Below are 24188 nucleotides of genomic sequence, written 5' to 3'. Positions count from 1 at the left end.
ACAGGCCTTTCCCGCCCTGAAATACCCTCTCAGTATTCCCCCTTTAAGGTTTACCCGAAAAAACAAAAAGGCCTGTCTTTCAACAGGCCTTTTAAGCTTTAAGCAATTACTGGCTTATGCCAGCAAATGATTAGAAAGCGTGGCGGATACCAACTTGCACGCCAGTCTGGTTCTTGCCCAGAGCCGACAGAGAACCGTCGTTCACACCCTTGGCTTGCAGGCCCAGGTTGGAGTTCTTGTTGTTCTTCATGTAAGCAACAGTGCCGTACAGAGCGGTACGCTTGGACAGGTTGTGCACATAACCCAGAGACAGCTGTTGAGCCTTGGTGTCGTTGCCCTTTTGGTCGTAGTAAGCGTATTGGGCCTTCACTTCGCCAACGCCACCCACGGGAGCGGACACGCCCAGCATGTAGTTGTTGAACTTGGCGCTGGAACCGACTTCAGGCTTGTACTTGACTTGCTGAGCCAGACCCACAACCTTGGCCACGCCGAAGTTGTAAGAAGCACCGATGGACATTTCGTCACGGTCGCCCACGTTGCCGTAGCTCAGAGTGCCGTAAGCAGCAGTCACGCTCAGAGGACCGTTGTCGTAACCGACGTTACCACCAACGTAACGGCCACCGTTGCCACCCAGGGTAGCTTGGTTAGCCTTCTCGTCGAAAGCGTAGCTGATGTTGGCAGTGAAGCCGCTGAAGTTGGGCGAAGAGTACGACAGCATGTTGTCCTTACGGATCGTGTTGCCGTCGGCCAGGCCTGTACCAGCCCAGTCCTTGTAACCCATGAACTGGCCGATACCAGTAGCGCCGAACAGGTCATACTTCAGACCAGCACGGAAAGTGGGAGTTGTTTCGCGACCCAGGCGAACTTCACCGAAGTTGCCGGACAAACGCACTGTGGATTCACGCTTGAAATCAAAGCCCTTGGCGTTACCAGTGTCGCCGAAGATTTCGCCTTCCAGCCAGAAGCCAGCCTTCAGACCACCACCCAGGTCTTCGGTACCACGCAGGCCCAGACGGCTGGTAGCGTTACCGCTAGTGCCAACGCCATACTTGCTGGAATCGTTGCCAGTAGCGTTGTTCACGTAAGACACGCCAGTGTCAACGATACCGAACAGGGTCACGGAAGATTGAGCCATTGCGGCGCCGGAAGCGGCCAGCACTGCCAGGGCGATCAGAGATTTTTTCATTACGAGTTACTCCAAGGTTTAGAAGGGCGCCGGTTCTATGGGAGAGAGACTTGAGCCTCGAGCTCCACCGGTTTCCCGCGCCAACCTCCTGGTGGGGAAGTTGGGTCTATTGCACCAGACCCCTGCCAGCAGCGCAAAGGAATTCACCTAAAACGGGCCGATTCCATCCATTTTCGTTGCACTACCGCAACAAACCGAGCACAGCGCTATAGGGGGCGGCCCCTAGGAGTTCTCTCCTTGGATTGCCCCAGCGCAAGCCGCGGATGAGGCACTCTGGTGTACCTTATATGCATTGCCGCCATCGCAAGCGCCGCGCCTTGTTGTTTAAGAGCCATGGATAAATTTTTGACCGCTGCAGATACAGCCCTTCGCACCCTGTTTGCCGATCCGCCTGCCGCCGAACGCTCCCCCGCTTCTGGCATCGCCGAGGCCGATCTATCTGACGAGCAGCGTCGCTTGTCTGGCGCCTTGATGCGCGTCAATCATGTGGGCGAAGTCTGTGCACAGGCGCTCTACAACGCTCAGGCCATGGTGACCAAGGATGTGGAATTGCGTGAGCATCTGCTGCATGCCGCACGCGAAGAGATGGACCACCTGGCCTGGACGCGTGAGCGGCTGCATGCGCTGGGCGATCGCCCTTCACTGCTGAACCCCTTGTGGTTTGCCGGAGCCTTTGCCATTGGCACGATTGCCGCCAAGGTCAGCGATGCCGCCAGCCTGGGTTTTGTGGTGGAAACCGAAAACCAGGTCTCAGCCCACTTGGCCAGCCATCTGGGACGCCTGCCCGATGAGGATGAAGCCTCCCGCGCCGTGGTGGAACGCATGAAGGATGACGAAGAACGCCATGCCGCAGCAGCCATCGACGAGGGCGCCATACAGCTGCCGCCCCCCATACAAGGCTTGATGCGTCTCGCCGCCAAAGTCATGACCACCACGGCTCACCGCATCTGATTTGCGGCTTAATGCAAAGAAAACGGGCCCTGACAGAGCCCGTTTTCTTTGATCTTGGATATCCGAAGTCGATATCCGTCAGGCTTCAATGATGTCAAAGCCTGTGGTGATTTCTGCCGTCTTGCCCAGCATGATGGTCGCCGAGCAGTATTTGTCATGGCTCATGGCAATGGCGCGCTCCACCGCAGTTGCGGGCAGGTTCTTGCCGCTGACGGTGAACTGCATGTGGATCTTGGTGAATACCTTGGGGTCGGTCTCTGCGCGCTCGGAAGTCAGCTGAACGCTACAGCCTCGAACATCGTGGCGACCACGCTTCAAGATCAGCACCACGTCATAGGCGGTGCATCCACCAGCACCGGCCAGCAACATCTCCATGGGGCGCGGCGCCTGATTGCGACCACCATTGGCCGGAGTCTTTTCATCAGGCGCACCGTCCATATTGACCACATGACCGCTGCCGGTCTCTGCCACAAAACCCATGCCCGAGCGCGTTCCCGTTGCAGCGCCTGTCCAACTAACCGTGCATTCCATAGCATCTCCTCTCAAAACTGTTGCAATTTTGCATCAAATCCATAAAAACCCGAATATTTTTTGCACCGCAAAAACGAAACCCATACAATACAACTCAAGCGTTACCTGTGGGGTCTAACCCGCAGATGGACCACAGAACCATGGTAAGTCCCAGTCTGTATCGCACCATTTGTCTCCTCCACCTCCTCTAATGGTGGATTCAGCCCCTAGCTTCACAGCTGGGGGCTTTTTTTTGCCCATACACATTCAGTTCTCCATCAGACAGCACCCACCTCTTGAGCCAGTACTGCAGCCGCACTTTCAAGAGCCTATGATGGTCGCAATCCTGCGCCCGCTCTCACAAACACTGTGCCTTGCTTGGGCGCCAGGCAATTGATTTGCTCTTTTTGCCCATGTCCCAAGCACTGACTCCCGCCGACTATCTGACCCGCATCCTCAACGCCCGCGTCTACGACGTGGCCGTGGAGTCCGATCTGCAACCCGCCAAGAATCTCACGCGCCGCCTGCACAACAAGATTTTGCTCAAGCGCGAAGATCAGCAACCTGTCTTCAGCTTCAAGCTGCGTGGCGCTTATAACAAGATGGCCAACCTCACGGCCGAGCAGTTGCAAAAAGGCGTGATCTGCGCCTCAGCCGGCAACCATGCCCAGGGCACGGCGCTAAGCGCCAGGAAGCTGGGCTGCCGCGCCGTGATCGTGATGCCCACGACCACACCCCAGGTCAAGATCGATGCGGTCGCCGCTCTGGGCGGCGAAGTGGTGCTGGCAGGCGACAGCTACTCTGACGCCTACAAGCACTCAGTCAAGCTGCAAAAGGAACAGGGGCTGACCTTTGTTCACCCGTTCGACGACCCCGACGTCATTGCCGGCCAGGGCACGATCGCCATGGAAATGCTGAGCCAGCTGCAGAAGCTGGGCAGCCCGCGCCTGGACGCCATTTTTGTGCCCATCGGCGGTGGCGGTCTGATTGCCGGCATCGCCAACTACATCAAGGCCGTGCGCCCTGACGTCAAAGTGATCGGCGTGCATACCAAGGACTCCAACGCCATGCTGCAGTCGGTGGAGGCCGGCCAGCGCGTGGAGCTGGCCGATGTCGGCCTGTTCGCCGACGGCACGGCCGTGAAGCTGGTGGGCGAGGAAACCTTCCGTCTCACCCAGGGCCTGGTCGATGACTTTGTGGTGGTGGATACCGACGCCGTCTGCGCCGCCATCAAGGACATCTTTACCGACACGCGCTCCATCGTCGAGCCCTCGGGCGCCCTGGGCGTAGCCGCCATCAAGCAGTATGTGGCCAAGCACAAGACCAAGGGCGAGACCTATGCCGCCATTCTGAGCGGTGCCAATATGAACTTCGACCGCCTGCGCTTTGTCGCCGAGCGTGCCGAAGTCGGCGAAGAGCGCGAGGCGTTGTTTGCCGTGACCATCCCCGAAGAGCGCGGCAGCTTCAAGCATTTTTGCGAGGTCGTGGGCAAGCTACCCGGCGGCCCGCGCAATGTGACCGAGTTCAACTACCGCATCAGCCATGAAGACAAGGCCCATGTGTTCGTGGGCCTGACCACGCCGACCAGGGGCGAGTCGGAAAAGATCACCAAGAACTTCCAGAAACACGGCTTTGAAGCCCTGGATCTGACCTTTGACGAGATGGCCAAGGAGCATCTGCGCCATATGGTAGGCGGCCATTCGCCACTGGCCCAGGACGAGCGTCTGCTGCGCTTTGTCTTCCCAGAGCGCCCCGGCGCGCTGTTCAAGTTTCTGAGCCTGATGGCGCCGACCTGGAATATCTCGTTGTTCCACTACCGCAACCAGGGCGCGGACTACGGCCGCATTCTGGTGGGCATGCAGGTGCCGGCCAAGGACAGCAAGAAGTTCGACAGTTTCCTCAAAAACCTGGGCTACCCCTGGGTGGAAGAAACCAACAACCCGGCTTACCAGCTTTTTTTGAAGTAAGGTCTGCAAAATCAGGATCTAGTAGCGCTTTCTGCAGCTTGGTTTCAGAGACAAAAGCAGCTGAAATCAAAGCTTATCCAGCGTATGCAGCTCCTTTTTTATCAAGCCATGCAAACCCTGCGCCACTTTCTGCTGGCTGTGCAGTTCTTCAGCCGCATCCCCATCCATGGACGGCTGGCGGCCTGGATGGGCTGGAGTCCGGAAATGCAGCGCGCCAGCGCAGCGCATCTGCCGGGCGTGGGCTGGCTGGTAGGCCTGTGGGCCGCGGCTTTGGTGGCTCTGATTCAGTGGTTAACGCTGGCCAGCCCCTGGACGCCGCTGCTGGCCGCCGTCATCAGCACGGCGGGCACCTTGTGGCTGACCGGCGGCTTCCATGAAGATGGCCTGGCCGATGTGGCCGATGGCTTGGGCGGTTTTGTAACGCCAGAGCGCGCCTTGGAGATCATGAAGGATTCGCGCCTGGGCTCCTATGGCGTGATGGCGCTGCTCATGGCGCTGCTGACCAAGATCACGCTGATTGCCGTGCTCATGAGCAGCGTCGCCGCTTTCTGGGGGCCGGTTCCCGTCATGGCGCTGCTGTGCTGCGCCCATGTGCTGTCGCGCTTTACGCCGCTGCTGCTCATGCACAGCCTGCCGCATGTGGGACTGGCCGCCACCAGCAAGACCTTGAACATCGCCGGCAAGCAACTGGGCTGGGGCGGGCTGGTCACGGGTGCCATCTGGTGCCTGCCAGCGCTAGGCCTGCTATGGTGGCTGGGCACCTGGGCCTTGATTGCCAAAATCGTACTGGCCTGCGCCATCGTCACCTGGCTGCTGCAACGCTGGTTTCGCAAACGTCTGGGCGGCATGACGGGTGACTGTCTGGGCGCCTGCCAGCAACTCAATGAACTGGCCATCCTGTTTGCCGCAACTCTGGCCGTGCGCCCCATTCTGTGAAGACGCTCAGAAAAACGCTTTGGCTGGTGCGCCACGCACGCCCTCTGATTGATACCGACCGCTGCTACGGCCGCCTCGATGTCGTAGCCGATGCCCAGGCAACGCAAAAAGCGGCAAAGGCTCTGGCCCAGGCCTTGCCCCCCTGGCGCGGCGACCTCAACATTCTTCACTCTCCATTGCAAAGATGTGAGCAGCTTGCGCATGCACTGAAAGTGTTAGAGCCTGATTTCATTGCAAAACCAGATGCACGTCTACAGGAAATGGATTTTGGTCAATGGGAGGGACTGCGCTGGGATGAAATCGGCGAGCCCGCCATCAGCGCCTGGGCCAAGAATCTGGGCAAGCACGCGCCTGGTGGCGGTGAATCACTCATGCAGATGCTGGAGCGGGTGAACGCAGCCCTGCAAGAGGCCCGGCTCAGTCCGCACAACCATCAGGTCTGGATCTGTCATGCGGGTGTAGCCCGTTGCGTGCAATGGCTGCTGCAGCACGGCCTGGAACAGCCACGAAGCGCAGACTGGACGCTGCCTGCCCCTGCTTATGGGCAGTGGCTGCAAGTACGTCTCGGCTAGCGCATCTCAGTTGAAAGCCGCAATCGCCGGCCTGGGTAACTCCAGCACCGTGGCGGCCGGCCCATTGGCAGGCCCCAGGCGGGCTTCGCGCGTGCTCAGGGATTGCAGGATCACCCCCTCTTCCACGGCCTCACCCACCCGCACAGCCTTGGCGGGCTGACCACCCACGGCAATCACCACAGCGCCAGCACCCGACTCGCGTCCTGCCACCACGCCCATCAGCGCATAGCGGCTGGCCACGGGCGTCACTGCAGGGCCGCTGGCGGGCAAGGCCACGGCACCCAGCGCCTTGGCCAAGGCCTGAGCATTGGCCTGCACCGGCTGCGCGGCAGCCACCACAGGGGCTTCGCTGCCTGAGTGGCTTGCAAAGCGCAGCCCCCAGAAAACGACAATCCCCGCTGCTCCTGCCCACAGCAGCAGGGTGGTGAGTTTGACGGGCATGGCATTGCCCTGACCGGAGCTGAAAGATAAGCGTCGCATTCGCAGATTATGATCGTGGCGTACAGCATTCATCCTACAAGCGCCACATGACAATTTCCTGCCGACGCCACCTGAAAGCCATCCGCCACGCTGCAAGCCGTGGTTTCACGCTGATTGAACTGATGGTGGTGCTGGTCATCATTGGCGTGCTGGCAGCGCTGATCGTGCCCAATGTGCTCGATCGCGCCGACGATGCGCGCGTGACGGCCGCCAAGACCGATATCGCCAATATCAACCAGGCACTCAAGCTCTACCGTCTGGACAACCAGCGCTATCCCACCAGCGAGCAAGGCCTGCAGGCTCTGGTGACCAAGCCCACCTCCGGCCCCGTGCCCACCAACTGGAAGCCCTATCTGGAAAAGCTGCCCAATGACCCCTGGGGCAATCCGTACCAGTACCTGAACCCCGGCATCAAGAGCGCCATCGACATCATGTCGTTCGGCGCGGATGGCAAGGCTGGGGGCGAGGGCAAGGATGCGGATATTGGCTCCTGGCAATAGAAATGAGCCCCCACGCTCCCTCACTGCGTGTGGTCGCAGCCCCCCGAGGGGGACCTGACCGGCTTGCGCCGGTTTTCGTCTTGGGGCGGCCCGGCGACGAAAACTCATGCCCAAAAGCTCTTTACAGCGGTCTTTCATAGATAGCCCCTCCACTTCATGGCCCGTACTCAATCCACCGGCTTCACGCTTCTTGAGCTTTTGGTGGTGATCTCCATCATGGCGCTGGCAACCGCTGGCGTCAGCCTGGCCATTCGTGACGGTGGAGAACGGCAGCTGGAGCGCGAGGCCGAGCGGCTGGCCACGCTGCTGGAGTCAGCCCGCGCCCAGGCGCGCACCAATGGTTCTTTGGTAATCTGGCGTCCCATGCCACAAGGGTTTCGCTTTGAAGGCCTGCCTCAGGGGGTGAAAATGCCCGGCCAATGGCTGCAAACAGCTGTCACCGTACAGCCTGCCACCCCTGTGGTCCTGGGTCCCGAGCCTTTGATTCCGCGCCAGACCATCACGCTTTCGCTGCCCGACGGCAACTCTCCTCCACTGCAACTGGTAACCGATGGGCTGCGCCCCTTCAAGGTGCAGTCCTTGCAGGGCAGCAGGCCATGAAGCCCCATCGCCTCCAGCAAGGCTTTACGCTGATCGAGGTTCTGGTCGCCGTGGGCATGGTCGCCGTGGCCCTGCTGGCAGGACTGCAGGCCAGCAATGCCTTGACGCGCAATGCGCAGCGGCAGGCCGATGTCATCCTGGCCCAGACCTGCGCCCAGAACGAGCTGGTGAGGCTAAGGCTGATCAACCAGATGCCGGCCGTGGGCGACTCCACCGTCAACTGCCCGCAACTGGGCCGTCAGTTGCAGGTACAGATCAGTGTGCGTCCCACCCCCAACCCCAGCTTCCGGCGTGTGGATGCCCAGGTCTTTGCCGATTCCTCGCCCGTGCTGCGCGTTTCCACCATCGTCGGGAAGTATTGATGCCCCCCCTGAGTCGCTTCGCGCCGTCCCTCCAAGTGGGGACGACGGCCTTTACCGGGGCCGCCCCTGCTGCGGGGCGGCGCGGCCGGCTCAGGCCCTTGCTGGCCGTCCCTGGCTTGGGCCGCGCCGGTTTTATGCTTCACCGACCTATTGCAGCCCCTCCAACAAAACGGGCTCGCGGTTTTACGCTGATCGAGCTGCTGGTGGCGCTAGCCGCCATGGCCCTGGTTGCCATCATGAGCTGGCGCGGGCTGGACGGCATGATCCGCACCCAGGAAAGCACCCGCACCCAGGGCGAGCAGCAGGCCGTGCTGCAAACCGTGCTGGCGCAATGGAGTGCCGACCTCAATGCCCTGATGCCGCTGCAAGGCCGCCAGGTTCTGGACTGGGACGGCCAGGTGCTGCGCATGACGCGCAAAAGCAGCGGCCCGGTGGACCAGGGTGCCTGGGTCGTGGCCTGGAGCCGCCGCAATGTGGACGGTCAGTTTCAATGGGTGCGCTGGCAATCGCTGCCAGCGCGCACGGTCAGCGAATGGAATGACGCCTGGATGCAGGCAGCGCAATGGGGGCGCAATCCGTCCAGCGACCAGATGCGCCGTGAAACCGTGCTGCTGCCCCTGGAACTGTGGCGCGTGTACTACTACCGCAACAATGCCTGGAGCAACCCACAATCCAGCGATGGCAGCAAAACCGATGCACAGAGCAGCGACCTGCCCCTCACTCCTGACGGCATTCGCATCGAGCTGACCTTGCCGCCAGGCCGTGCCATGAACGGCGTGCTGACGCTGGATTGGGTGAACCCGCTGCGCTCGAATAACAGATCATGAAGCCATGAGATCCCCTCTGAGTCGCTACGCGCCTTCCCCCCAGGGGGACAACACCTTCGCTGCGGAGCGGCCCTTGCTCGGCGTTTCTCGCATGGGCCGCGCCGCTTTCAAGCGCATGGTTTGTGTCGTGCCTGTTCAAAGCCAAGGCGCGCGCCAGCGCGGCGCAGCGCTGCTGGCGGCCATGCTCACCGTGGTCATGGTGGCCACCTTGGCTTCGGCCGCACTGTGGCAGCAGTGGCGCGATGTCGAGGTGGAAACCGCCGAGCGCAACCGCGTGCAGGCGGCCTGGCTGTTGCTGAGCGCTCTGGACTGGTCGCGCGTGGTGTTGCAGGAGGACTCCCGGGCCAACCGCAACAATCCCATCGACCATCTGGGCGAGCCCTGGGCTGTGCCGCTGCAGGAAGCGCGCCTGTCCACTTTCCTGGCTGCGCAGAAAAACGTCACCCAGGTGGGAGATGGCATGGCCGATATGCAGGACGCTTTTCTGTCCGGCGAGGTCATAGATCTGCAGTCACGGCTGAACCTGCGCAATCTCTACAGCGGTCGCGATCAGGCCATCGCACCCGAAGCCCTCAAGCCGTTTGTGCGCCTGTTCAACCGATTGGGCCTGCCCGCCAGTGCCGTCACCCAGATTGCCAGCGGCCTGCAGCAGGCCGCACGCGGCAGCGCCCAGAATGCACCGCTGATGCCGCGCACGGTGCGCCAGCTGGCGTGGCTGGGCATTGAGCCGCAGTTGTTGATGCGCATAGAGCCCTATGTCACCCTGTTGCCAGAGGCCACCCAGGTCAACATCAACACGGCCAGCGCCGAGGTGCTTTACGCCAGCGATGAAGACCTGGACTGGGCCGGTGCCAGCCAACTGGTGCAATTGCGCGACAGCACCCCCTTCAAATCGGTGGCGGCAGCCCGCACCGCTCTGGGGCGCTCAAACGTGCTGGACAAGAGCGCGCACACTGTCACCACCTCCTACTTCGAAGCCCGCGGACGCTTGCGGCTTGGGGACAATATACTGAGCCAGCGCTCACTGATACAACGCAAGGACATGACCGTCACCACGCTGTGGCAGGAGCAGGCCGACTGGGGAATGCCCGCAATCGCGCAGCGCTGACGCTCTACTGTCACATTGCCCTCATAGAATGCTCCATCCCTCCCATGAGCAACTTGCTAATACAACTGCCAGCGGAATACACCAGCGCAGGCGGTGAATATTCCTACGTTCTCAGCAGCGACGGCCAGCACATCCAACGCAGCGGCCAGGCTGCCGCATCCCTGCTTCCCGGCTCCGGCCGTGCAAGTCAGATCACAGCCGTCATTCCTGCAGCGCGCCTTTCCTGGCATGCCGTCTCCCTGCCGCCCGGCCTGCAACTGCGCAGCCGCCGCCATCAGCAACGCGTGCGTGCCGTACTCGACGGCCTGCTGGAAGAAAAACTGCTGGATGACTCCAGCCAGTTGCATCTGGCTCTCGACGCAGATGCCGAAGCGGGACAGACCAGCTGGGTTGCCACCTGCGACAAGGCCTGGCTGCAGGCCCATCTGCAGGCACTGGAAGCGGCCGGCCACGCCGTCAGCCGCATCGCCCCGCAGCTATGGCCTGCCAGCAAGCCACAGCTGCTGCTGTCCGGTGATGCGGATCAGGCCCAGCTCACGGTTACCGGCCTGGAGCAGAAAACCAGTCTTGCCCGAATCCCGCTGCAGGCCGACGCGGCACTGCTTCAGGCCTTGCTGAGCCAGCTGCCGCCCGATCTACCCGTGCTGGCCGAGCCCCAGCACACGCGTGCTGCCGAAGCGCTGCAGCGTCCGGTCAGCATTTACACCCAGGCCCAGCAATTGCTGGCTGCCAGCCAGTATCGTGGCGACCTGGCCCAGTTCGATCTGGACCTGGGCGGCAGCACCCGGCTGCGCCGCCGTCTGCTCGATGCCTGGCAAAGCTTTGCCAAGGCACCCCAATGGCGCGCAGCACGCTGGGCGGCAGGCATTGCCCTGCTTGCCCAGTTGCTGGGCTTGAACGCCTGGGCCTTCAAGGAAAACCGTGCCATCGCCCAGCGCCAGCAGCAGGCCAAACAGGTGCTGCAGACCACTTTCCCCCATGTGCCGGTCGTCGTCGATGCGCCCGCGCAGATGCAGCGCGAGCTGGAGCTGCTGCGCAGCAACTCAGGCGCGCTCTCCAGCAGCGACGCGGAAGCCCTGCTGGCCGCCAGTGCTGCCATCAGCGGCGTGCAGAACGCCAGTGCACTGCAGTACCAGGACAAGCAGTTGCGCATCTCGGGCCTGAACCTCACGCCAGAGGCACTGACCGATGCGCAGCAAAGCCTGCAAGCCACCGGCTACCTGCTCAGCCCTGAAGGCGCCGATCTGCTGCTTTCCTCCAAGCCCAAGTCCAGCCAGCCATGAAGCAGCCCAACGCTATTCAGACCGCCCTAGCACCTCTGCGCCAGCACTGGAACGCGCTGGCCCAGCGCGAGCAGAATCTGGTGCTGCTGGCTGGCTCTGTCGTACTGCTGGCTTTGCTGTGGTGGGTGGCCCTGGCCCCGGCCCTGAACAGCCTGCGCACTGCCCCGGCCCGCCATGCGGCAGCCGACCGCGAGCTGCAGACCATGCTGCAGATGCAGGCCCAGGCCGAACTGCTGCGCCAGCAACCGCAAAGCAGCAGCGCCGATGCCAAGACCTTGCTGGAGCAATCCGTCGCTGCCGAGCTCGGTGCCAACGCCAAGCTGCAGTGGCTGGGCCAGCGCGCCCAGATCACGCTGACACAGGCTCCGGCACCCGCTCTGGCGCGCTGGCTGAGCCAGGCCCGGGACAACAGCCATGCGGCCGTGGCCGAAATGAAGCTCAACCGCCAGACCGCCGGCAATGCTGGCGATGCCACCACGCGCTGGAGCGGCAGCCTGCTGCTGGACCTGCCCGGCAGCGCGGCGCAGTAAGGCCGTCATGAGATCACCTCTGTCTTCCGTCGTCCCGGCACGCTCAGCGCGTGGCGGCAGCGCACTGCGCTCGCCACGGACTTGGGCCATCAGCGGAGCCTTCTGCGGCGCTTTGCTGGCGGCCCTCATCTGGGCGCCTGCGGCCTGGCTGGTCAGCGCCGTGCAGGCCGCGTCCGCCGGCAAGGTGCTGCTGCAGGAAGCCCGCGGCACGGTCTGGAACGGTTCGGCCCGCCTGGTTCTGGCCGAGGGTGCAGGCAGCCGGGACCGCACCAGCCTGCCAACAAGACTGGAATGGACGCTGCGCCCGGGTTTCAACGGTCTGCAGATGTCGCTGCACAGCGACTGCTGCACACCGGCTCCGGTAAAGGCCAGAGTCAGCCTTGGCTGGAACGCCATGACGGCACAAATCCAGGACAGCCTGATCGAGTTGCCCGCGGAACTGCTGGCAGGCCTGGGCACCCCCTGGAATACCGTGGCGCTGCAAGGCCAGCTGCGTCTGTCCACCCAAAAGCTGCAACTGCACTACCGCGCGGGCCGTGCCAACAGCGAAGGGCTGACCCGGCTGGAAGCCCTGGCCGTATCCTCAAGGCTTTCGCCCCTCAAGCCCCTGGGCAGCTACCGCCTGGACATCCAGGGTGGAGACAGCCCCCGCCTGCAGCTGTCCACGCTGAGCGGCGACCTGCAGCTCAGCGGCCTGGGCCAGTGGGTGGACTCACGACTGCATTTCAACGGCGAGGCATCTGCCAGCCCCGAGCGCGAAGCCGCGCTCTCCAATCTGCTCAATATTCTGGGACGCCGCCAAGGCGCGCGCTCCATCATCACTTTTGGTTGACCTATGACTCAGCATCCGGGTTCCGTTTGGCGCAACACTCTTAAATCCATAGCTGCTGCCGCAATTGTGGTGTGCACTAGCGGTCAAATTCACGCTCAATCCACACCCAGTCTGCGCCCTGGCGAGCCAGTCACGCTGAACTTCACCAATGCCGATATCGAGGCCGTCTCGCGCGCCATGGCGGCCATCACCAACCGCAACGTGGTGGTGGACCCCCGCGTCAAGGGCCAGATCACGCTGCTGACGGACAAGGCCGTCTCCCCTGCCACCGCTTACCAGCAATATCTGGCGGCGCTGCGCATGCAGGGCTTCACCGTGGTGGAGTCCGCCGGCCTGTTCAAGGTCATTCCCGAGGCCGATGCCAAGCTGCAGACCAACGACGTGGCCGTTGGCCACAGCGGGCGTAGCGGCGGCGGCATCGTCACCCAGATCTTCAAGCTCAACTACGAGAACGCCAACAATCTGGTGCCCGTGCTGCGCCCGCTGATCAGCCCCAACAACACCATCAACGTCAACCCCGGCAACAACTCGCTGGTCATCACCGACTATGCGGACAATCTGCAGCGCATCTCGCGCATCATCGCCAGCACCGATGTCTCCAACGCCACCGATGTGGAAGTGATCCCGCTGCGCCACGCCGTGGCGGCCGACATGGTGGCCCTGGTCAACCGCCTGCTGGATGGCGGCCCGGCCACCGCAGGCCTGTCGCAGACAGGAGGCGCCGCCGCACCGGCCGGCCAGATGGACAACAGCTTTCGCACCTCCATCCTGGCCGAGCCGCGCAGCAATGCGGTGCTGATTCGCGCCGCCAATCCGGCCAAGCTGGCGCAGATCCGCTCGCTGATCGCCCGCCTGGACCAGCCGGCCATGATCGGCGGCGGCGACGAGGGCAATATCCATGTCGTCTATCTGAAGAACGCCGACGCCGTCTCCCTGGCCGCCACGCTGCGCGCCGCCATCAGTGCCCAGGCCACGGCCGCAGGCGCCCTGGGCAACCAGCCGGGCATGACCAGCACCGCAGCCGGCGGCACGGGTTCTGCCACGCAGCAACCCGTGGTCTCGCGCGGCACCGACGGCAGCGCCACCGTGGGCCTGGGCGGCGGCAACGCCGGCCCCAGCTCACGCTTTGGCACCGCACAGCAGCCCTCCACAGGCGGCCTGATTCAGGCCGACCCGACCACCAACTCGCTCATCATCACCGCGCCCGCCCCCATGTACCGCCAGTTGCGCGCCGTCATCGACAAGCTCGACGGCCGCCGCGCCCAGGTGCTGATCGAGGCGCTGATTGTCGAAGTCTCTGCCGACAAGGCCGCCCAGCTGGGCGTGCAGTGGAGCTCCATCATCCGCAACAACGGCCGCGTGCTGGGCGTGCTGGGCAATGGCACTTCGGTCAGCGGTATTCCCAATATCTTTGGCGTGGCCGGCGCGGTCAGCGATCTGGTCAATACCGGAACGGTCTCCAAGGACAACGGCGCGGCCATCGCGGGCATGAAGGGTATGAATCTCGGCTTTACCCAGACCGTCAACGGCAACACCAGCCTGGGCGCGCTGGTCAATCTGATGCAGGGCGATGGCGATACCAATATTCTCTCCACTCCCAATCTGATGACCTTGGACAACGAGGAAGCCAGCATCATGGTCGGCGAGAACGTGCCCTTTCCCACCGGCTCCTATACCAATACCGGCGGCAACAACGGCTCCATCAACCCCTTCACCACCTACGAACGCAAGGACGTGGGCACGCTGCTGAAGATCCGTCCGCAGATCAACGAGAACGGCACCATCAAGATGGCCGTGTACCAGGAAAGCTCGGCCGTCAAGGGCTCCAGCTCGGCCACTGCCGCCAATTCCGGCCCCACGACCACCAAGCGCTCCATCGAATCGAATGTGCTGGTCGAAGACGGCGCCATTGTCGTGCTGGGCGGCCTGATTGCCGACGAATACGCGCAGAACCAGGAGCGTGTCCCCCTGCTCGGCGATATCCCCTTGATCGGTAACCTGTTCCGCAACACGGCTCGTACACGCAAGAAAACCAATCTGATGGTCTTTCTGCGCCCCACGGTGCTGCGCGATGCCACGGCGACCACCCAGCTGTCCCAGGACCGCTACGAGGCCATTCGCGGCGTGCAGCAAAACGCACAGCCCGACCCGAACCTGCTGATGCGCAATGTCAATGCCGCGCCCGTTCTGCCCGGCTTCGGCAGCCCCTCCACAGTACTGCAGCCTAATGTGGTCATCGTGCCCGGCGCCAAGCCCGAACTGGTGGACTTCACACGCCCCAACCACCCTACCGTGGACGGCAAACCCGTGAGCGTGCCGCCTGCCACACCCGGCCCGGGCACTCTGTAAGCAAGGGCCCCGCATGCGCTACCCACTGCCCTATGCCTTTGCGCGCAGCAGCCAGTTGCTGATCGAGGATGACGGCCAGGAAACCGTGCTCTGGCACAGCCCGCAGCCCGACTGGTCTGCGGTTTCCGAAGTGCAGCGCAAGCATGGCGTACAGCGCTGGCAGTTGCTGGACTCCGCCGCGCTGGCCCATCGCATCAGTGCGGCCTATGCACAAAGCGATTCCAGCGCCGCCATGGTGGTCAGCGAGGTCGAGTCCGATGCCGATCTGGCACGCATGATGCAGGACCTGCCCGCCGTGGAAGACCTGCTGGAAACCGCCGACGACGCGCCCATCATCCGCATGCTCAATGCCCTGCTCACGCAGGCCGCGCGCGATGGCGCCAGCGATATCCACATCGAGCCTTACGAGCGCCACTCCAGCGTGCGCTTTCGCGTGGACGGCGATCTGCGCGAAGTCGTGCAGCCCAACCGCGCCCTGCATGCGGCCCTGATCTCGCGCCTGAAGATCATGGCCGACCTGGACATCGCCGAAAAGCGCCTTCCCCAGGACGGTCGCATCAGCCTGCGCCTGGGCACACGCGCAATCGACGTGCGTGTCTCCACCCTGCCCAGCGCCCATGGCGAGCGCGCCGTGCTGCGTCTGCTGGACAAGAGCGAGAGCAAACTCAGCCTCGAAGCCGTGGGCATGGGCGGCCAGACGCTCAAACGCTTCACCCATCTCACCGCTCAGCCCCACGGCATCGTGCTGGTCACCGGCCCCACGGGCTCGGGCAAAACCACCACGCTGTACGCTGCACTGCAGCGCATGGACGCCAGCCACAACAACATCATGACGGTGGAAGACCCCATCGAATATGAGCTGGCCGGCGTGGGCCAGACCCAGGTAAACAGCAAGATCGATCTGACGTTTGCCAAGGCCTTGCGCGCCATACTGCGCCAGGACCCGGACGTGATCATGATCGGCGAAATCCGCGACTTCGAAACCGCGCAGATCGCCATCCAGGCCTCGCTCACCGGCCACCTGGTGCTGGCCACCTTGCACACCAATGACGCGCCCAGTGCGGTGACGCGTCTGATCGACATGGGCGTGGAGCCGTTTCTGCTTTCGTCATCGCTGCTGGGTGTGCTGGCCCAGCGCCTGGTGCGCAAGATCGATGTCAACGAGCCCAGCGGCTACAAGGGACGTACGGGCATTTTCGAAATGCTGGTGGTGGACGACACCATACGCGCCCAGATTCACAGCGGCGCCAGCGAGGCAGAGATTCGCGAGACCGCGCAGGCCCGCGGCATGCAGCTGATGCGTGAAGACGGCGAACGTCTGGTACGCGAAGGCATCACCACCGCCGAGGAAGTCATGCGCGTGACGCGCGACTGAGGGCTTGCCTGAGAAGCATGGCCTCTGTGCGCAAAGCTCTTTTCGCTTTGCCACAATGAATCCATGCTTGAAAACCTTCGCTCCTTCGCCCAGCCCTATGGCGGCGATCTTTTTCTGCTGCTGATCGCGCTGGCCGTCGTCAGTCTTGCCGCACTGGTCGGCATCCGCAAACGCCTGCAGGTTCAGCAGTTGCGCCGCGTGATTCGCGTGGCCGCGCTCGTGGCCCTGCTGGGCTCGGTGTTTGCCATGCAAATCGGCAGCGCCTATTACGCCATCGCCGGCGTGCTGCTGGCCTGGGGCGTGCTGGTCGGCATCATCTTTGGCAGAGAAATTGGCTCAAAGCGTTGATGCATCAAGCGCTGCCAGCTATACATTAAGAAGCACTGAGGCTGTTATGAAATCCCTGAACACCGTCAAGCTGTCCATGCTCGACCTGGTCGCCGTGCGCGAAGGCGGCACCGTGGCCGAAGCCCTGCAGATCGCCGTGCGCACGGCCCGGCAGGCTGAAAAACTGGGCTTTGAACGCTACTGGCTGGCCGAGCACCACAATATGCCCGGCATTGCGAGTTCGGCCACGGCCGTGCTGATCGGCCATATCGCGGGCGCCACGCAAAAGATTCGCGTGGGTTCAGGCGGCATCATGCTGCCCAACCATGCGCCGCTGGTCGTGGCCGAGGCCTTTGGCACGCTGGCCGAGCTGTATCCGGGCCGTATCGACCTGGGCCTGGGCCGCGCACCCGGTACCGACGGCCCGACCATGCGCGCGCTGCGCCGCGACCGTGTGGAGACCGAGGAAGACTTTCCGCGCGATGTACAGGAGCTGCAGCGCCTGCTGGGCGATGCCCAGGATGGCGCGCGCATCGTGGCCATGCCTGGCGCTGGCACCCATGTGCCCATCTGGCTGCTGGGCTCCAGCCTGTTCTCGGCCCAGCTGGCCGCGCACCTGGGCCTGCCCTATGCATTTGCCTCGCACTTTGCGCCACGCATGCTGCACCAGGCCCTCGGCCTCTACCGCCAGATGTTCAAGCCCAGCGCTGCGCTGGCCAAGCCCTATGCCATCGTCGGCGTGCCCGTGATTGCAGCGCCCAGCGATGAAGAGGCTCAGTTCCTGGCCAGCAGCACCTACCAGCGCGTGCTGGGCATTCTGACGGGCAACCGCAGCCGCCTCATGCCACCGGTGGAAAACTTCTGGGAACAGCTGGACCCGCGTGCCCAGTCTGCCATCGGCGACTTCCTGGCCGTGGGCGTCGTCGGCGGGCCTGATACCGTGCGCCAAGGCCTGCAAAAGCTGGCCGATGAGACCCAGGCCGACGAGTTCATGATGGTCAGCGATGTGTTCGACGCCGATCTGCGCCTGCGCAGCCTGGAAATCACCGCAGAGGCCATGAGCGCCCTCTGAGCGGTTTGGCCATTCCGCCAGGGTTTCCCTGCGAAAAATAACCAATTTCAGGGATACCCAAGCTCTCTGCAGCCCAGCAGACTTGTTACCTTAAAAATCATTGGTAACAAAAATGAGAGCTATCCGCGCTGGCTTCCTCTGGGCTGCAGGTCAAAAACACCGTCAATACACTCCCCGGATCGCCGCCAGCGCGGCGCTGGCTGCCGCGCTGGCGGCCTGCGGCGGAGGCAGTGACAGCAGCAGCCCGCCCGATCCGCTGCAGCCGTACCGCGAGCAGGCCGTGCAATGGACGGAGTGCGATCCCACCATCGTCGGCGTGCGCAGCGCCAAGCTTGACGAGCTCTGGGCGCTGGCAGGCGAGCGGCTGCGCTGCGCCATGGTGCGCGCACCGCTGGACTGGGCCCATCCCGAGCGGGGCGACGTATTCATCAGCGTAATGCGCCTGGCCGCCGCCTCGCCGGACAAGCGGCGCGGTGCTTTGCTGTTCAACCCCGGCGGCCCTGGCATAGACGGGTTAAAGCAGACCTTCACCCTGCTCAAGGCCTTTGCCCAGAGCAACCCCGACAGCCCACAGGGCGCCATGCAACTGCGCCTGCTGGGTGAATACGACAGCGTGGGCCTCTCGCCGCGCGGCACCGGTGCCAGCACACGACTGCAATGCGCAACCAACGAGCTGATGCGCCCGATCGATACCAGCGCGGCCCACTGGGACACGCCTGCCAACCTGGCCAACGCCGAATACAACGGCCGCAAGCAGGCCCAGGCCTGTCTGAAGAACCCCATCACCCCTTTCATCAACACCGATGCCACGGCGCGCGACATGGATCTGCTGCGCAGCCTGCTGGGCGAGAAAAAGCTCAACTACGTGGGCTATTCCTACGGCACCTGGCTGGGTGCGTGGTATGCCGGTCTGTTTCCTGAAAAAGTGGGCCGCATGGTGCTGGACAGCGCCGTCGATTTCAGTGGCACGCTGGAGCAAGGCGTTTTTGGCGGCCAACCGTCCGCGCGCCAATACCTGCTCGACCACCTCCTGGTGCCCTACGCGGCGCGGCACGCGGATACATTTCACCTGGGCGCTACGACAGATGAGGTACTTGCCCTCGTCACAGGCCTGGAGCCCAAGGTGCAGCAACTACTGGTTGCTCGGTTGACCAACCTCGGCTACGGGCCCGATGACGCCGACCAATACCTGGGCACCATCTCTGCCGCGCACGGGTTGAACATACTGCTCAAGGACACGCCCCAGCCCATCAACCCAGATACCGCGGCCAACGCCCTGAAGCATTACGTGTTCGACCCAGCCAACGCCGAACGCGATGCCAACATCCGCCAGCAGGCGCAGGAGCTCCTGTACGCCTACACCAACACCTGGCTACGGCCTCAGCCCGGCAACGTTGAGCTAGACACTTCCCAGTCCGTGCTCACGGCGATCCACTGCAACGACACGCCCGCCATCACCGACCCGACCGCCTGGGCCGGGTGGATACGCAGCCTGGCACAGCGCGCTCCCCTGTTCGCCCCTGGCAATATCCCTTTTCACGCCTGCGCCTTCTGGGGCGGCCCCAAGGTCCAAAAACCCGGACTGGAGCCACTGAAGCCGCTGGAGCTGCTATTCCTGCAGTCGCAATACGACACAGCCACTCACACCCCTGGGGCCGACCACTTCTTCTCCCAACTCCCCGCCGCGCGTCGCATCTACGTGCAAGCCTCCTATAAGCACGGCCTCTACCCCTATGGCGACAGTTGCGTGGATCCCGCCGTCACGAGCTACCTGCTGGGCGAATCCCCCACACAGCGCGAAACCGTCTGCCAGGGCCACCCGCTGGCGCTGGATATGCCTCCGCAGCGCAGGGCCCCAGCCGTCCCGACGTACCGCAATCCGCAGCAAGCCCACAAGCTAATCGACGAATTCAAGCGTGGCCTGCTTCCGTCCAAGCTCAAACCCTGAGCCATCCCCACCACCTAAGGAGAAAAATATGTCCACTCTTTCACGCCGCCACATGCTCGGTACCGCCGCTGCTCTGCTTGCCGCAGGGCTCACCGCCTGCGGAGGCGATAGCGGCAGCAACGACGATGCTTCACAGCCCCGCACCACACTGCTCGTCTACCTGCTGGGCTCCAACCTGGAGAGCGAGGGCAGCGCAGGCACGCTGAATCTGATGGAAATGCTGTCCGCCCAGGGCTCGCCCCACACCCGCATCGTCATCACCACGGGCGGCGCTGACAAAGTGGATCCCAAGGGCCTAGTCACCAGCTGGAAGACCGTCAAGCGCTTCGAGCTGGCGGACGGCAGGCTCAAAGAGCTGGCCGACCTGGGCGCGCACAACATGAACGAAGGCGGCACGCTGCAAGACTTCGTGACCTGGGCCATACGCACCTACCCCGCCGAGCGCACCCTGTTGATGATGTGGGATCACGGCTCGGGCTATGAGGGCTTTGGCGGCGACGAGAACTTTCCGGACGGCCCGCGCTCCATGTCTATACCTGCTCTGGCCGCCGCTCTGCAAGGCGCGCAGGCCGCCACGGGTGTCAAGCTCGACTACCTCGGCTTCGACGCCTGTCTGATGGCCACGGTGGAAGTGGCCAAAATCCTCCAGCCCTGTGCCCACTACCTGGGCGCATCGCAAGAGCTGGAACCCGGCTCGGGCTGGGACTGGAAGGCCGTGATCGAAACCGCCTCGCGCCAGCCCGCCCCCAGCCTGCCCGAGTTCGGCCAGGTGGTGGCCACCGCTTTCCGCGACAAGCAGCTGCGCGCCCTGCCGCCCGGCAGCGTCGCACCCACACTGCTGGACGCCTCCACCTTCAGCATCATCGATATGGCGCGCATTCCCGCCCTGCTGGAGCGGCTCGACCAATGGGCCCGGGCCGTGCACGCTTACTACGACAGTGGAGCTCCACTGGCCAAGGCCGATGTCGCCTCGCTGGCCCTGGTCAGCAACACCACGTTCTGGGCACCCCAGTTCCAGCCGCACCGCCCACAGACCAAGACCTTCGCTACCACCACTGCCACCCCAGGCAAAACAACCATCGAACGCTGGAAGCAAGTCGCCATGACACGCCTGCGCACCATGGCCTTTGGCGCCAGGCCGGACATCAAGGACGAGCTCGACCTGATAGATCTGCGCCAGTTCGCCGCCCTGCTCGCCGCCGACGGCATTGCCGCCACGACCCAGGCCGCGCTGGACCAGGCTTTGCAAGACGCCATTGTCTTCAACGCTACCGGCCCCCAGGCGCAAAGCGCCCACGGCCTGAGCATCTTCTTCCCCATGCGCCCGCCCAGCGCCGAACACCGTAGCATGTACCAACCCTTCGCCATGCCAGCAGGGTATCTGGAGCTGATCGAACGCCACACCCAGCAGGCGCAGCAAGCACCCTCGGCCATCCACGTCACGCCACTGCAAATGCGCAGCAGCAGCATCCTGATGGGCGAAGTCGTCTCGCAATACGGCGTGCAACTGGCCGACCTAATGCAGGTGCAGCCCGTCAACGCGAACGTAGTCAAGGTCACCGGCACCACGCCCCTCATCTCCGCCATCCACAGCGACATCGGCCAAGGCAACGGCCAGGTGTACTACGACCTGCAGACATGGCTCCAACTGGGTGGCCAGCCCCTGCTGCTCTTCACCCTGAGCCATCTGGTCAACGCCAACGGCGAGCTCGATGCCGTGCTGCTCGGCGCGCCCGTGCGCCTGCAAAGCCGCCAAGACGAGAGCGCCGCTCGCATTGTGCTGCTCATGCTGCGCTGCGAGCCCAACCCGGCCACTGGAGCGCTGGAGGGTGACATCATCGGCGCACGCGACATCGACTTCGCCGACACCGATGCCCCGCCCGACCGCGTGGACCGTGACCTATACGAAGGCGACATCGTTGAGCCCATCCACATGCTGTACGACGTGGTCCAGCAAGCACCCGTGCAAGAGCCCGATGGCGGCCTGGCCATCACCTTCGGCCCGCCCGTCACCATGCAGCTCGACAGCGCCTTGCGCCCCGAGCCGCTGGCGGCGGGTAGCCATACGCTGATTCTGTCCGTCACCGACCTGGCGGACGGGAAGGGGTTCTCCGAGCCGCTGAACGTTAGCCTGAGTTGAACCCGCTGCCGCGCCATCTGCCTTGCGATGGCACGGTATTCAGCGCGCCAAGTAACCGCCGTCGACCGGGTAATAAGCGCCCGTCACAAACGAGGCTCGGTCGCTGGCCAGCCAGGCCACCAGCTCGGCGATCTCCTCGGGCTGGCCCAGCCGCCCCATGGGATGGGCCGCCACCAGCGCCGCATGGGTGGCGGCATCCTGCTCCAGCCCGCTGATCATGGGGGTGTGGATAAATGCAGGGCCCACGGCATTGACCCGAATGCCTTTGGCTGCGTATTCCAGCGCCGCTGCCTTTGTCAGGCCCAGCACACCATGTTTGGCCGATGTGTACGCCACCGAATTGGCAAAGCCCACGGCGCCCAGGATGGAAGCCATATTGATGATGGAGCCGCCGCCGTTCTGCTGCATGGCCGCAATCTGGTATTTGCAGCCGTAGAACACCCCCGAAAGATTGATGCGCAGCACCGCATCCCAGGCATCGAGCGCATAGTCGGCCGTGGGCCCGCTCGCTCCGCCAATGCCTGCATTGTTGCAGGCCGCATCGAGGTGCCCGAAATTGCGCAGCGTCTGTGCCACCAGCTCTTCGTGGTCGCGCGCATTGCCCGCATCGGCGCGTACAAACAGGGCTTCGGCGCCCAGCTCGCGCACCAGCTCGGCGGTTTCCCGGCCCTGCTCTTCGTTGATGTCCGAAACCACGACCCGGGCGCCCTCACGCGCCCAGACCAGGGCCACCGCACGGCCTATGCCCGATGCCGCTCCCGTGACCAATGCAACCTTGTCCTTGAGCATCTCGACCTCGCAATCTGTGGATGGGAAAAGACCTGCGGTGCATTGTGCCGCCCGCGCTGAGCGGCGTCATGCGCTGGCGCAAGCTGCACTGAATTCACCGCAATCCGACAAGCTCCACAGGACCAAGGCCGACAAAAGGTAGCAAGTGCATTGCCATCGCGTCCAGGTCCTGCCTGAGCGCGCTTTGCGCAAGTCGTCATCAATACTCGCTACCATCGTCGCTAACCCGTTACACAGCACCCGATTCGCGCATGCCCGCTTTTATCTTTGAAGCCCTGGACGCCCAGGGCCAGACCCGCAAGGGCACCCTGGAAGCCGACAACGCCCGCGCTGCCCGCAGTCAGTTGCGCAGCCAGGCGCTGGTGCCGCTGCAGGTAGAGCCCGTCTCTGCGGGCCAGGGCAAGCGCGGCGGCGGGGTTTCCGACTGGTTCACGCGCCCGGTCTTCAACTCCACCAGTCTTGCGGTGTGGACGCGCCAGCTCTCGGGGCTGGTCAACTCGGGCCTGCCCATCGAGCGTGCCCTGGCCGCCCTGGCAGAAGAGGCCGAGGATGCACGCCAGCATCAGTTGCTGGCCGCGCTGCGCGCCGAGGTGAATGCGGGCTCCAGCTTTGCCCGCGCGCTGGAGCAGCACCCGCGCGAATTCTCCGACATCTTCTGCGCCGTGATCGGTGCCGGCGAGTCCAGCGGCAGCCTGGGGCCAGTACTGGACAATCTGGCCAACGATCTGGAAGCACGCCAGGCCCTGCAGTCCAAGCTGGTGGGTGCCTCGCTCTACCCGGCCATCGTGACGCTGGTAGCCATTGTCATCGTCATCTTTCTGGTCAGCTACGTGGTGCCGCAGGTGGCCAGCGTGTTTGCGGGCACCAAGCGCTCGCTGCCCATACTCACCGTCATCATGCTGGCCGTCAGCGACTTTGTGCGCAGCTATGGCTGGCTCATGCTGGGCCTGCTGGTCGTGGGCGGCACGGGCTTTCGCATGGCACTGAAGAACGAGTCCTTTCGCGAGCGCTTCGACGCCCAGTGGCTGCACCTGCCGCTGGTGGGCCGTCTCTCGCGCAGCTATAACGCGGCCCGCTTTGCCGGCACGCTGGCCATGCTGGCCGGGGCGGGCGTGCCCATACTCAAGGCCTTGCAGGCTGCTGCCGAAACCCTGAACAACCGCGCCATGCGCGCCGATGCCATGGATGCGCTGGTGCTGGTGCGCGAAGGCGCGCCGCTGGCTTCGGCTCTGGCGCAGAAAAAGCGCTTTCCGGGCCTGGTTGCCATGTTTGCACGCCTGGGCGAGCAGACCGGCCAGTTGCCGCTGATGCTGCAGCGCGCCGCCACCCAGTTGTCCACCGAGGTGCAGCGCCGCGCCATGCACATGGCCACGATTCTGGAGCCGCTGCTGATCGTGGCCATGGGCCTGATCGTCATGCTCATCGTGCTGGCCGTGCTCATGCCCATCATCCAGCTCAACCAGTTCGTCAAATAAGGCGCCCAGCCGCTGCAAACGCAAAAAAGCCCGGGCATGACCCGGGCTTGATATCTCACTTCACTCAAG

23 protein-coding genes are annotated in these 24188 nt (G+C 63.6%); 19 read left to right on the top strand and 4 right to left on the bottom strand.

Features of this window, described 5'->3' with window-relative positions; all coding sequences use genetic code 11:
* Positions 1 to 130: 130 nt before the first annotated feature.
* Positions 131 to 1186, bottom strand: a complete 1056-nt coding sequence (locus QMY55_RS03445) for a porin (RefSeq protein ID WP_283487310.1) — start codon at positions 1184 to 1186, stop codon at positions 131 to 133.
* A 333-nt stretch (positions 1187 to 1519) separates the two neighbouring features.
* Here QMY55_RS03445 and coq7 point away from each other — a divergent pair, with 333 nt between their 5' ends.
* Complete coding sequence (coq7, locus tag QMY55_RS03440) at positions 1520 to 2137, top strand: 2-polyprenyl-3-methyl-6-methoxy-1,4-benzoquinone monooxygenase (protein ID WP_283487309.1); 618 nt, start codon at positions 1520 to 1522, stop codon at positions 2135 to 2137.
* 78 nt (positions 2138 to 2215) lie between these two features.
* Here coq7 and QMY55_RS03435 read toward each other — a convergent pair whose 3' ends face one another.
* Positions 2216 to 2668: an OsmC family protein gene (locus tag QMY55_RS03435; RefSeq protein ID WP_283487308.1), complete on the bottom strand. Its 453-nt coding sequence runs from the start codon at positions 2666 to 2668 to the stop codon at positions 2216 to 2218.
* 392 nt (positions 2669 to 3060) lie between these two features.
* On the opposite strand from QMY55_RS03435, the gene ilvA reads away from it, so the two are divergent.
* The 3 genes from ilvA to QMY55_RS03420 all read left to right on the top strand — a co-directional run bounded on the left by ilvA (position 3061) and on the right by QMY55_RS03420 (position 6122).
* Complete coding sequence (gene ilvA, locus QMY55_RS03430; RefSeq protein ID WP_283487307.1) at positions 3061 to 4614, top strand: threonine ammonia-lyase, biosynthetic; 1554 nt, start codon at positions 3061 to 3063, stop codon at positions 4612 to 4614.
* A gap of 108 nt (positions 4615 to 4722) precedes the next feature.
* Positions 4723 to 5550: an adenosylcobinamide-GDP ribazoletransferase gene (locus tag QMY55_RS03425; RefSeq protein WP_283488873.1), complete on the top strand. Its 828-nt coding sequence runs from the start codon at positions 4723 to 4725 to the stop codon at positions 5548 to 5550.
* Complete coding sequence (locus tag QMY55_RS03420; protein WP_283487306.1) at positions 5547 to 6122, top strand: histidine phosphatase family protein; 576 nt, start codon at positions 5547 to 5549, stop codon at positions 6120 to 6122. The genes QMY55_RS03425 and QMY55_RS03420 overlap by 4 nt, the downstream gene beginning before the upstream one ends.
* 6 nt (positions 6123 to 6128) lie before the next feature.
* On the opposite strand, the gene QMY55_RS03415 is transcribed toward QMY55_RS03420, so the two are convergent.
* Entirely contained in the window at positions 6129 to 6602 is a 474-nt protein-coding gene (locus QMY55_RS03415; RefSeq protein WP_283487305.1) for a general secretion pathway protein C, read from the bottom strand.
* 47 nt (positions 6603 to 6649) lie between these two features.
* On the opposite strand from QMY55_RS03415, the gene gspG reads away from it, so the two are divergent.
* The 14 genes from gspG to QMY55_RS03345 all read left to right on the top strand — a co-directional run bounded on the left by gspG (position 6650) and on the right by QMY55_RS03345 (position 21855).
* Positions 6650 to 7102, top strand: coding sequence for a type II secretion system major pseudopilin GspG (gspG, locus tag QMY55_RS03410; RefSeq protein WP_283487304.1), 453 nt, complete (start codon positions 6650 to 6652; stop codon positions 7100 to 7102).
* Positions 7103 to 7258: 156 nt separating this feature from the next.
* Positions 7259 to 7702: a prepilin-type N-terminal cleavage/methylation domain-containing protein gene (locus QMY55_RS03405; RefSeq protein ID WP_283487303.1), complete on the top strand. Its 444-nt coding sequence runs from the start codon at positions 7259 to 7261 to the stop codon at positions 7700 to 7702.
* Entirely contained in the window at positions 7699 to 8064 is a 366-nt protein-coding gene (gene gspI / locus QMY55_RS03400) for a type II secretion system minor pseudopilin GspI (RefSeq protein ID WP_283487302.1), read from the top strand. Before QMY55_RS03405 ends, gspI begins: the two co-directional genes overlap by 4 nt.
* 134 nt (positions 8065 to 8198) lie before the next feature.
* On the top strand, positions 8199 to 8891 hold the full coding sequence (locus QMY55_RS03395; protein ID WP_283488872.1) for a prepilin-type N-terminal cleavage/methylation domain-containing protein: 693 nt from the start codon (positions 8199 to 8201) through the stop codon (positions 8889 to 8891).
* Between the two features lie 91 nt (positions 8892 to 8982).
* A complete protein-coding gene (gene gspK, locus QMY55_RS03390; protein ID WP_407650682.1) occupies positions 8983 to 9999 on the top strand; it encodes a type II secretion system minor pseudopilin GspK in 1017 nt (338 codons plus the stop codon).
* A 44-nt stretch (positions 10000 to 10043) separates the two neighbouring features.
* Positions 10044 to 11282, top strand: a complete 1239-nt coding sequence (gene gspL / locus QMY55_RS03385; RefSeq protein ID WP_283487301.1) for a type II secretion system protein GspL — start codon at positions 10044 to 10046, stop codon at positions 11280 to 11282.
* Complete coding sequence (gspM, locus tag QMY55_RS03380; RefSeq protein WP_283487300.1) at positions 11279 to 11812, top strand: type II secretion system protein GspM; 534 nt, start codon at positions 11279 to 11281, stop codon at positions 11810 to 11812. The genes gspL and gspM overlap by 4 nt, the downstream gene beginning before the upstream one ends.
* A gap of 7 nt (positions 11813 to 11819) precedes the next feature.
* A complete protein-coding gene (gene gspN / locus QMY55_RS03375) occupies positions 11820 to 12644 on the top strand; it encodes a type II secretion system protein N (RefSeq protein WP_283487299.1) in 825 nt (274 codons plus the stop codon).
* 3 nt (positions 12645 to 12647) lie between these two features.
* Positions 12648 to 14993 carry a type II secretion system secretin GspD gene (gspD, locus tag QMY55_RS03370; RefSeq protein ID WP_283487298.1) on the top strand — a complete coding sequence of 782 codons (2346 nt, stop codon included), beginning with the start codon at positions 12648 to 12650 and terminating at the stop codon, positions 14991 to 14993.
* A gap of 13 nt (positions 14994 to 15006) precedes the next feature.
* Entirely contained in the window at positions 15007 to 16368 is a 1362-nt protein-coding gene (locus QMY55_RS03365) for a GspE/PulE family protein (protein WP_283487297.1), read from the top strand.
* Between the two features lie 63 nt (positions 16369 to 16431).
* Entirely contained in the window at positions 16432 to 16716 is a 285-nt protein-coding gene (locus tag QMY55_RS03360; protein WP_283487296.1) for a hypothetical protein, read from the top strand.
* 46 nt (positions 16717 to 16762) lie between these two features.
* Entirely contained in the window at positions 16763 to 17767 is a 1005-nt protein-coding gene (locus QMY55_RS03355; protein WP_283487295.1) for an LLM class flavin-dependent oxidoreductase, read from the top strand.
* A 112-nt stretch (positions 17768 to 17879) separates the two neighbouring features.
* Positions 17880 to 19715, top strand: a complete 1836-nt coding sequence (locus QMY55_RS03350) for an alpha/beta fold hydrolase (RefSeq protein ID WP_283487294.1) — start codon at positions 17880 to 17882, stop codon at positions 19713 to 19715.
* Between the two features lie 28 nt (positions 19716 to 19743).
* Positions 19744 to 21855, top strand: a complete 2112-nt coding sequence (locus tag QMY55_RS03345) for a clostripain-related cysteine peptidase (protein WP_283487293.1) — start codon at positions 19744 to 19746, stop codon at positions 21853 to 21855.
* A gap of 39 nt (positions 21856 to 21894) precedes the next feature.
* Here QMY55_RS03345 and QMY55_RS03340 read toward each other — a convergent pair whose 3' ends face one another.
* On the bottom strand, positions 21895 to 22644 hold the full coding sequence (locus QMY55_RS03340) for an SDR family NAD(P)-dependent oxidoreductase (RefSeq protein ID WP_283487292.1): 750 nt from the start codon (positions 22642 to 22644) through the stop codon (positions 21895 to 21897).
* Positions 22645 to 22895: 251 nt separating this feature from the next.
* Here QMY55_RS03340 and gspF point away from each other — a divergent pair, with 251 nt between their 5' ends.
* Positions 22896 to 24119 (top strand): type II secretion system inner membrane protein GspF, encoded by a 1224-nt coding sequence (gene gspF / locus QMY55_RS03335; RefSeq protein ID WP_283487291.1) that lies wholly within the window; start codon positions 22896 to 22898, stop codon positions 24117 to 24119.
* Positions 24120 to 24188 lie beyond the last annotated feature (69 nt).

It is taken from the genome of Comamonas resistens, from assembly GCF_030064165.1.
Classification (GTDB): Bacteria; Pseudomonadota; Gammaproteobacteria; order Burkholderiales; family Burkholderiaceae_C; genus Comamonas; species Comamonas resistens.
This window is presented reverse-complemented; position numbering and strand designations above follow the sequence as displayed.

Coding starts and splice junctions, on each gene's coding strand:
- QMY55_RS03445 (WP_283487310.1), bottom strand. CDS start 1,186: ATGAAAAAATCTCTGATCGCCCTGGCAGTGCTGGCCGCTTCCGGCGCC.
- coq7 (WP_283487309.1), top strand. CDS start 1,520: ATGGATAAATTTTTGACCGCTGCAGATACAGCCCTTCGCACCCTGTTT.
- QMY55_RS03435 (WP_283487308.1), bottom strand. CDS start 2,668: ATGGAATGCACGGTTAGTTGGACAGGCGCTGCAACGGGAACGCGCTCG.
- ilvA (WP_283487307.1), top strand. CDS start 3,061: ATGTCCCAAGCACTGACTCCCGCCGACTATCTGACCCGCATCCTCAAC.
- QMY55_RS03425 (WP_283488873.1), top strand. CDS start 4,723: ATGCAAACCCTGCGCCACTTTCTGCTGGCTGTGCAGTTCTTCAGCCGC.
- QMY55_RS03415 (WP_283487305.1), bottom strand. CDS start 6,602: ATGCGACGCTTATCTTTCAGCTCCGGTCAGGGCAATGCCATGCCCGTC.
- gspG (WP_283487304.1), top strand. CDS start 6,650: ATGACAATTTCCTGCCGACGCCACCTGAAAGCCATCCGCCACGCTGCA.
- QMY55_RS03405 (WP_283487303.1), top strand. CDS start 7,259: ATGGCCCGTACTCAATCCACCGGCTTCACGCTTCTTGAGCTTTTGGTG.
- gspI (WP_283487302.1), top strand. CDS start 7,699: ATGAAGCCCCATCGCCTCCAGCAAGGCTTTACGCTGATCGAGGTTCTG.
- QMY55_RS03395 (WP_283488872.1), top strand. CDS start 8,199: ATGCTTCACCGACCTATTGCAGCCCCTCCAACAAAACGGGCTCGCGGT.
- gspK (WP_407650682.1), top strand. CDS start 8,983: ATGGGCCGCGCCGCTTTCAAGCGCATGGTTTGTGTCGTGCCTGTTCAA.
- gspL (WP_283487301.1), top strand. CDS start 10,044: ATGAGCAACTTGCTAATACAACTGCCAGCGGAATACACCAGCGCAGGC.
- gspM (WP_283487300.1), top strand. CDS start 11,279: ATGAAGCAGCCCAACGCTATTCAGACCGCCCTAGCACCTCTGCGCCAG.
- gspN (WP_283487299.1), top strand. CDS start 11,820: ATGAGATCACCTCTGTCTTCCGTCGTCCCGGCACGCTCAGCGCGTGGC.
- gspD (WP_283487298.1), top strand. CDS start 12,648: ATGACTCAGCATCCGGGTTCCGTTTGGCGCAACACTCTTAAATCCATA.
- QMY55_RS03365 (WP_283487297.1), top strand. CDS start 15,007: ATGCGCTACCCACTGCCCTATGCCTTTGCGCGCAGCAGCCAGTTGCTG.
- QMY55_RS03360 (WP_283487296.1), top strand. CDS start 16,432: ATGCTTGAAAACCTTCGCTCCTTCGCCCAGCCCTATGGCGGCGATCTT.
- QMY55_RS03355 (WP_283487295.1), top strand. CDS start 16,763: ATGAAATCCCTGAACACCGTCAAGCTGTCCATGCTCGACCTGGTCGCC.
- QMY55_RS03350 (WP_283487294.1), top strand. CDS start 17,880: ATGAGAGCTATCCGCGCTGGCTTCCTCTGGGCTGCAGGTCAAAAACAC.
- QMY55_RS03345 (WP_283487293.1), top strand. CDS start 19,744: ATGTCCACTCTTTCACGCCGCCACATGCTCGGTACCGCCGCTGCTCTG.
- QMY55_RS03340 (WP_283487292.1), bottom strand. CDS start 22,644: ATGCTCAAGGACAAGGTTGCATTGGTCACGGGAGCGGCATCGGGCATA.
- gspF (WP_283487291.1), top strand. CDS start 22,896: ATGCCCGCTTTTATCTTTGAAGCCCTGGACGCCCAGGGCCAGACCCGC.